We start from the raw sequence: 5,856 nt of genomic DNA, 5'->3' as shown, positions 1-5,856 counted from the left end.
CCAATTCCGCCACACCCGCATTTTATTGTTGGCAATTAAAAATGGTGAGCCATGAAGGACTCGAACCTTCGACCCTCTGATTAAAAGTCAGATGCTCTACCAACTGAGCTAATGGCTCAAAAAATGGTGCCGGCTATAGGAATCGAACCCACGACCTACTGATTACAAGTCAGTTGCTCTACCTGCTGAGCTAAACCGGCATATGGTGGAGGATGACGGGCTCGAACCGCCGACCCTCTGCTTGTAAGGCAGATGCTCTCCCAGCTGAGCTAATCCTCCTGGGTATTATGCCTAGCGACGTCCTACTCTCACAGGGGGAAGCCCCCAACTACCATCGGCGCTAAAGAGCTTAACTTCCGTGTTCGGTATGGGAACGGGTGTGACCTCTTTGCCATCATCACTAGACTATATTTCGACTTTCAATACAAAGTATTACTGCATTAGCTTTATGCGTTTGGTCAGTTGCGTACTAGAGTAAGCTTCTTCCTTCTCTCAACCGCTTTTGCGAATAGCTTTTATCTCGAAACTCTTATGTATTTCGTTTTGAAGTTGTTTACCTGTCCTTCAAGACAAGAATTATTGTATAACGTTTATCTAGAGAATGCAACACTTTTTTATAAAAAAAAAGAAATTATTACTTTTTAAAGATATTTTTGTTATGTGAGAGAATTTATCGCTCTACTAACCATTATAGCAATTGTTTTTCCAAAAGAAAACATTTTATTTACACAAATCAATAAAATAGTTAAATTGTCGACAAAGAGATGTATATTTTTAACGAACGCTACTACTGTTTCTTTAATGGTGTGCTCGTTTGCATCGCTATGGGAGAGGTAGCTTTTACGCCTTTGCAACAATAAAATTATAGATGGCTTTTGCAGTTATCACTTAAAGCCCATGCTTACTAGTAACGTCAAGAAGCAATTTATTAGAACAAAGAAGCCTTTAATTTTTACAGGAAGTGATTTATCAGAAAAATTAAAGGCTTTTTTCAATACCTAATTTATTTTAGAATGTTAGACAATGCAAAGGTTAATTGATCAATTTCTTCAAATGTTGTTGTTGGTCCAAATGATATTCTAAAAAACTGTCGTGCTTCCTCCATTGTATAACCCATTGATATAATTGCTTTTGTGCCAGATTCACTGTGTATATCACAAGCACTACCAGTTGAAATACAAATACCGGCTTCGTTTAATTTGAGTAACACGTATTGCCCTTCCACTTTGTCCATCATCAAACCACATATATTAGGTAGTTGCCTCACACACTCAATTAATCGACAAGCTGGTGGTAAATGGCTTTGTAGATATTGACGCAACAATTCATAATGTTGACGCTCAAAATGATAGTTTTCAATGGCTGTCGCAAAAGCCACAATGGCAGGTGTATCTAATGTTCCACCACGTAAACCACGTTCATGTGTTACGCCGGGTGTTAAAGACGGCACTCGAATTTGAGGATTTACAAATATTGCCCCACATCCTTTTGGCCCTCCTATTTTATGGGCAGAAATGGTAATTGCATCTACATTTGCACCAAAAGAAGTAGTTGGTAGCTTACAAAAGGACTGTACACAATCTACATGAAAAAATATATTTTGACTGTTTGCTATTAAAGCAATTTCTTCCACTGGTTGGATAGAGCCTATTTCAGAATTTACATGTTGAATTGTTATTAATGCTGTATCCTCTTTTATAGCCTCTCGTACCTGATTGACTTGAATACACCCATCCAGTTGTAAAGGTAATTTTGTAACGGAATAACCCATTTTCTCAAGTGTATTCAATGCTGCATGGACAGACGTATGCTCAGCTTGCGATGAAATTATATGCTTGCCTTTTTTTGAAGCTAAAGCCAGTGATAAAATCGATAGTAAATTCCCTTCTGTTCCGCTTCCAGTAAAAATAATCCCATCACTTTTAACGCCGAGTTTTCTTGCTACGATAGCTCTCGCCTGTTCTACAAAGTAATTTGCTTGTCCTCCTAAATCATGCAAACTTGCACTATTTCCATAATAACGTTTTGCCACTTCACAATAAGCTTCAAGTGCTTTATTCGACATTGGAGATGTTGCTGCATAATCCATGTAAATCATCTAATTCTCCCTTTCTAGTCATCAAGTCTTGTTTTCCTTTTTATTTTATGTAAAGATATGTGTCAAGACAACTGTAAAGAAGGTAGACCTATGGATGTAAAGACAGACATACTCATTATTGGTAGTGGCATTGCATCACTTCAAGCAGCACGACTACTTGGACAGTATTTTCAAGTACAGATTGTTACGAAATCCTCTGTTAAAATGAGTAGCTCTTATCGTGCACAAGGAGGCATAGCTGCCGTTACTAGTCCTGAAGATCATACAAATTTGCATATTGCTGATACATTAGCTGCCGGTGAATGCCATCACGAGAAAAAATTTGTTGAAACACTTATAAAAGATGGTTCTACCATTATGAGGCAATTTCTCTTAGAGGGATTGCCCATCGATCGGCAAGAAACCGGTGAACCGGCACTTGGCTTAGAAGGAGCCCATAGTCATCATCGTATTTTACATGCTGGGGGCGATAGGACTGGTCAAATATTGATTGATTACTTACTTAAACACCTACCGCCAAATATTTCTATTCATTGCAATGAATTGGCTTTTGAATTGATGTTAAACAGCAATGGCGCGTGTATTGGCGTCATGACAAAGGGTGAAGAAGGATTAAAACGTTACTTTGCCCATCATGTCATTCTTGCTACAGGTGGTGCAGGTGCTCTTTATCCAAGCACTTCTAACTATGCAACGAATACGGGAGATGGTATTGCATTAGCATATCGCGCAGGCGCTGCCATCAGTGATATGGAATTTATGCAATTTCATCCAAGTTTATTATGGTGTGATGGCGAGGCTAAAGGATTGGTTTCTGAAGCTGTTCGAGGCGCTGGAGGTATTTTTGTTAATGCACAGCGTGAACCTATTATGACAGGTGTACATCCACTGCTAGATTTAGCACCACGTCATGTTACTGCCCACACATTATATACAAAGCGCGCATCTGGGCAAGAAACATTTATTGATATTACAAACATTCAGCACTTTGAAGAGAAATTCCCTACGATTACAAAACTTTGCATTGACAACGGTATTGATTTACAAAATGGCCTAATCCCTGTAGCACCAGGAAGTCATTTCTTAATGGGCGGCGTTATAGCTGATGACATGGGAAGAACTACGATTGCAAACCTATATGCTGTCGGCGAAGTTGCTTGTACGGGCGTTCATGGTGCAAATCGTTTAGCAAGCAATTCATTACTGGAAGGCATCACATTCGGCCAAAAGATGGCTCAATATATCATACAAACTGGTTGCAACCAAACGAATTTCACGCTTGCTGCTGCAAAATATCAACAGTCGATGCCCCCATTATTACCGAAAGAGCAATTACAACAAGCAATGATGCATACATTAGGCATCGTGCGAAACCCTATCGATATGCAACTTTTTGTAGAGCAATTGCCTTCATTACAAGATTTACTTCAAGTGAATGTGATGAATTTCAATGCACAGCACCTTGAACTCTACATGATGCATATTGTTGCTTCGCTGATGGGGCATGCGGCTCTTACACGAACAGAAACTCGTGGCGCTCATATTCGCAACGATACGCCTAACAGTGAAACAGACTGGGCACAGCGCTGGATTATTTTTCAACAAGGACAAATGAAAGTGAGGAATTCAATGTATGAATATCATCAAACTCGAGGAAATGCTCAAGCAATTTTTTAATGAAGATATAGGAGATGGGGATTTATCAAGCGAACTTATCTTTTCAATCGAGCAAACCGGTTCCTTTTCCTTTTATGCAAAAGATAGTGGTATTTTTTGCGGAACACCTATTATCGAACATGGTTTTCGGTTACTCGATTCCTCCATGCAGATCACAATGCATAAAAATGACGGTGATGCCGTGAAATATGGTGATATTCTTGCAGTTATTAAAGGACCTCTACAGAAATTATTGATAGGAGAACGAGTGATTTTAAATCTTATTCAGCGCATGTCCGCCATCGCCACAGCAGCCAATAGAGCTGTTCAGGAAACAGCAGGAACTTCTGCGAAAATTTGCGATACACGCAAAACGATTCCTGGCTTAAGGATGCTTGATAAATATGCTGTACGTATAGGTGGTGCCTATAATCATCGAAGTGGCTTATACGATGCGATTATGCTTAAGGATAATCATATTGCTTTTGCTGGTAGTATTACAGAAGCCGTACAAACCGCTCGTAAAAAAATTGGGCATACAGTAAAAATCGAAGTAGAGATTGAAACAAAAGCCCAGTTAGATGAAGCCATTGCCGCAGGTGCAGACATTATTATGTTCGATAATTGTACGCCTGAAGAAATAGCAGCTTGGATTCAATACGTTCCAACACATATTGCCACTGAAGCTTCTGGTGGCATTACATTAGAAAATTTACATGTTTATGCAAAGTCAGGTATTCAGTGGATTTCACTGGGTGCACTAACGCATTCAGTAAAAGCCTTTGATATAAGTGCACTTGTACAAATGAAAGGAGAGCATACACTTGTCCATCACTAGTCTACTACAACAAACTTCATTACTTCCTGAGCATTACCGCACATTATCAACGACCGAAATGGAGTCTCGAATTTTAGCTATTAAAAAGAAACTAGGTAAGAAGCTTTTTATTCCTGGACATCATTATCAAAAAGATGAAGTGATTCAATTTGCTGATGCCACAGGAGATTCCTTACAGCTTGCTCAAATTTCTGCTGCTAATACAGAAGCAGAACATATCGTTTTTTGTGGAGTACATTTTATGGCAGAGACAGCTGATATGCTCACGACTGAAAAACAACATGTTTACTTACCTGATATGCGTGCAGGTTGTTCCATGGCAGATATGGCTGATATTTATCAAACAGAGCAGGCTTGGCCTATTTTACAACAACTTTTTGGTAATACAATATTGCCGTTAACATATGTAAATTCGACTGCAGCCATTAAAGCATTTACGGGACGTCACGGTGGGGCTTGCGTAACCTCCTCTAATGCTAAAGAAATGGTAACATGGGCTTTTTCACAAAAGCAGCGTATTTTATTTTTACCAGATCAGCATTTGGGCAGAAACACTGCTTTTGACTTAGGTGTTCCACTAGAAAGTATGGCGGTTTGGAACCCTCATACAAATACACTTGAAACAGACCAATCTCCAGAAAATATCAAAGTCATATTGTGGAAAGGACACTGTTCGGTGCATGAAGGTTTTACAGTACAACATACTGCTAAGGTTCGTCAAACATATCCAAATATGCGCATTATTGTTCATCCTGAATGTAGCCGTGAAGTAGTTGCTGCTGCAGATGATGCAGGCTCTACAAAATATATTCTCGATACGATTAATAACGCCCCAAGCGGCTCGGCGTGGGCAATCGGAACAGAAATGAATCTAGTAAATCGCATTATTCAACAACATCCTGATAAACATATTATCTCTTTAAACGAAAACTTTTGCCCTTGTCTTACAATGAATCGAATCGACCTTCCACATCTACTTTGGTCACTTGAAAGTATTGACCAAGGTAAGCCACATAATCGCATTCAAGTGGATGCGTCAACGGCTGAAGAAGCTCGTAGCTCTCTTGAAAGAATGCTATCACGTAGTTAACAAAAAATCGTCTACCGTTAAATCGGTAGACGATTTTTAAAATGATCTAGACAAAAAAACACAGTCGATATGATTGCTCATATCGACTGTGTTTTAGTATGACCCCTACGGGATTCGAACCCGTGTTACCGCCGTGAAAGGGCGGTGTCTTAACCGCTTGACCAAGGGGCCAAT

At 39.5% G+C, this 5,856-nt stretch carries 4 protein-coding genes, 4 tRNA genes and 1 rRNA gene; 3 read left to right on the top strand and 6 right to left on the bottom strand.

Annotated elements, in window-relative coordinates; genetic code table 11:
* Positions 1-42 precede the first annotated feature (42 nt).
* From FC748_RS21890 to FC748_RS21870, 5 genes are all read right to left on the bottom strand, one after another.
* Positions 43-118 (bottom strand) — tRNA-Lys (locus FC748_RS21890).
* Positions 119-124: 6 nt separating this feature from the next.
* Positions 125-200 (bottom strand) — tRNA-Thr (locus FC748_RS21885).
* A 3-nt stretch (positions 201-203) separates the two neighbouring features.
* Positions 204-279: transfer RNA gene (locus FC748_RS21880), tRNA-Val, on the bottom strand.
* A gap of 10 nt (positions 280-289) precedes the next feature.
* Positions 290-405, bottom strand: a 5S ribosomal RNA gene (gene rrf / locus FC748_RS21875).
* Between the two features lie 598 nt (positions 406-1,003).
* The gene (locus tag FC748_RS21870) at positions 1,004-2,089 is read right to left on the bottom strand and encodes a cysteine desulfurase family protein (protein WP_108031409.1); all 1,086 of its coding nucleotides are present in this window, start codon (positions 2,087-2,089) and stop codon (positions 1,004-1,006) included.
* Between the two features lie 99 nt (positions 2,090-2,188).
* Between FC748_RS21870 and nadB the strand changes: the two genes are divergently transcribed.
* Genes nadB through nadA form a run of 3 tightly spaced genes read left to right on the top strand, consistent with a single transcriptional unit; the run spans position 2,189 to position 5,682 of the window.
* A complete protein-coding gene (gene nadB, locus FC748_RS21865) occupies positions 2,189-3,775 on the top strand; it encodes an L-aspartate oxidase (RefSeq protein WP_108031402.1) in 1,587 nt (528 codons plus the stop codon).
* Positions 3,732-4,592 carry a carboxylating nicotinate-nucleotide diphosphorylase gene (nadC, locus tag FC748_RS21860; protein ID WP_108031405.1) on the top strand — a complete coding sequence of 287 codons (861 nt, stop codon included), beginning with the start codon at positions 3,732-3,734 and terminating at the stop codon, positions 4,590-4,592. Before nadB ends, nadC begins: the two co-directional genes overlap by 44 nt.
* A complete protein-coding gene (gene nadA, locus FC748_RS21855; protein ID WP_108031407.1) occupies positions 4,579-5,682 on the top strand; it encodes a quinolinate synthase NadA in 1,104 nt (367 codons plus the stop codon). Before nadC ends, nadA begins: the two co-directional genes overlap by 14 nt.
* Before the next feature lie 99 nt (positions 5,683-5,781).
* Here nadA and FC748_RS21850 read toward each other — a convergent pair.
* Positions 5,782-5,853: transfer RNA gene (locus tag FC748_RS21850), tRNA-Glu, on the bottom strand.
* Positions 5,854-5,856 lie beyond the last annotated feature (3 nt).

The sequence above is a fragment of the Lysinibacillus sphaericus genome (assembly GCF_005217585.1).
Taxonomy (GTDB): domain Bacteria; phylum Bacillota; class Bacilli; order Bacillales_A; family Planococcaceae; genus Lysinibacillus; species Lysinibacillus sphaericus.
This window is presented reverse-complemented; position numbering and strand designations above follow the sequence as displayed.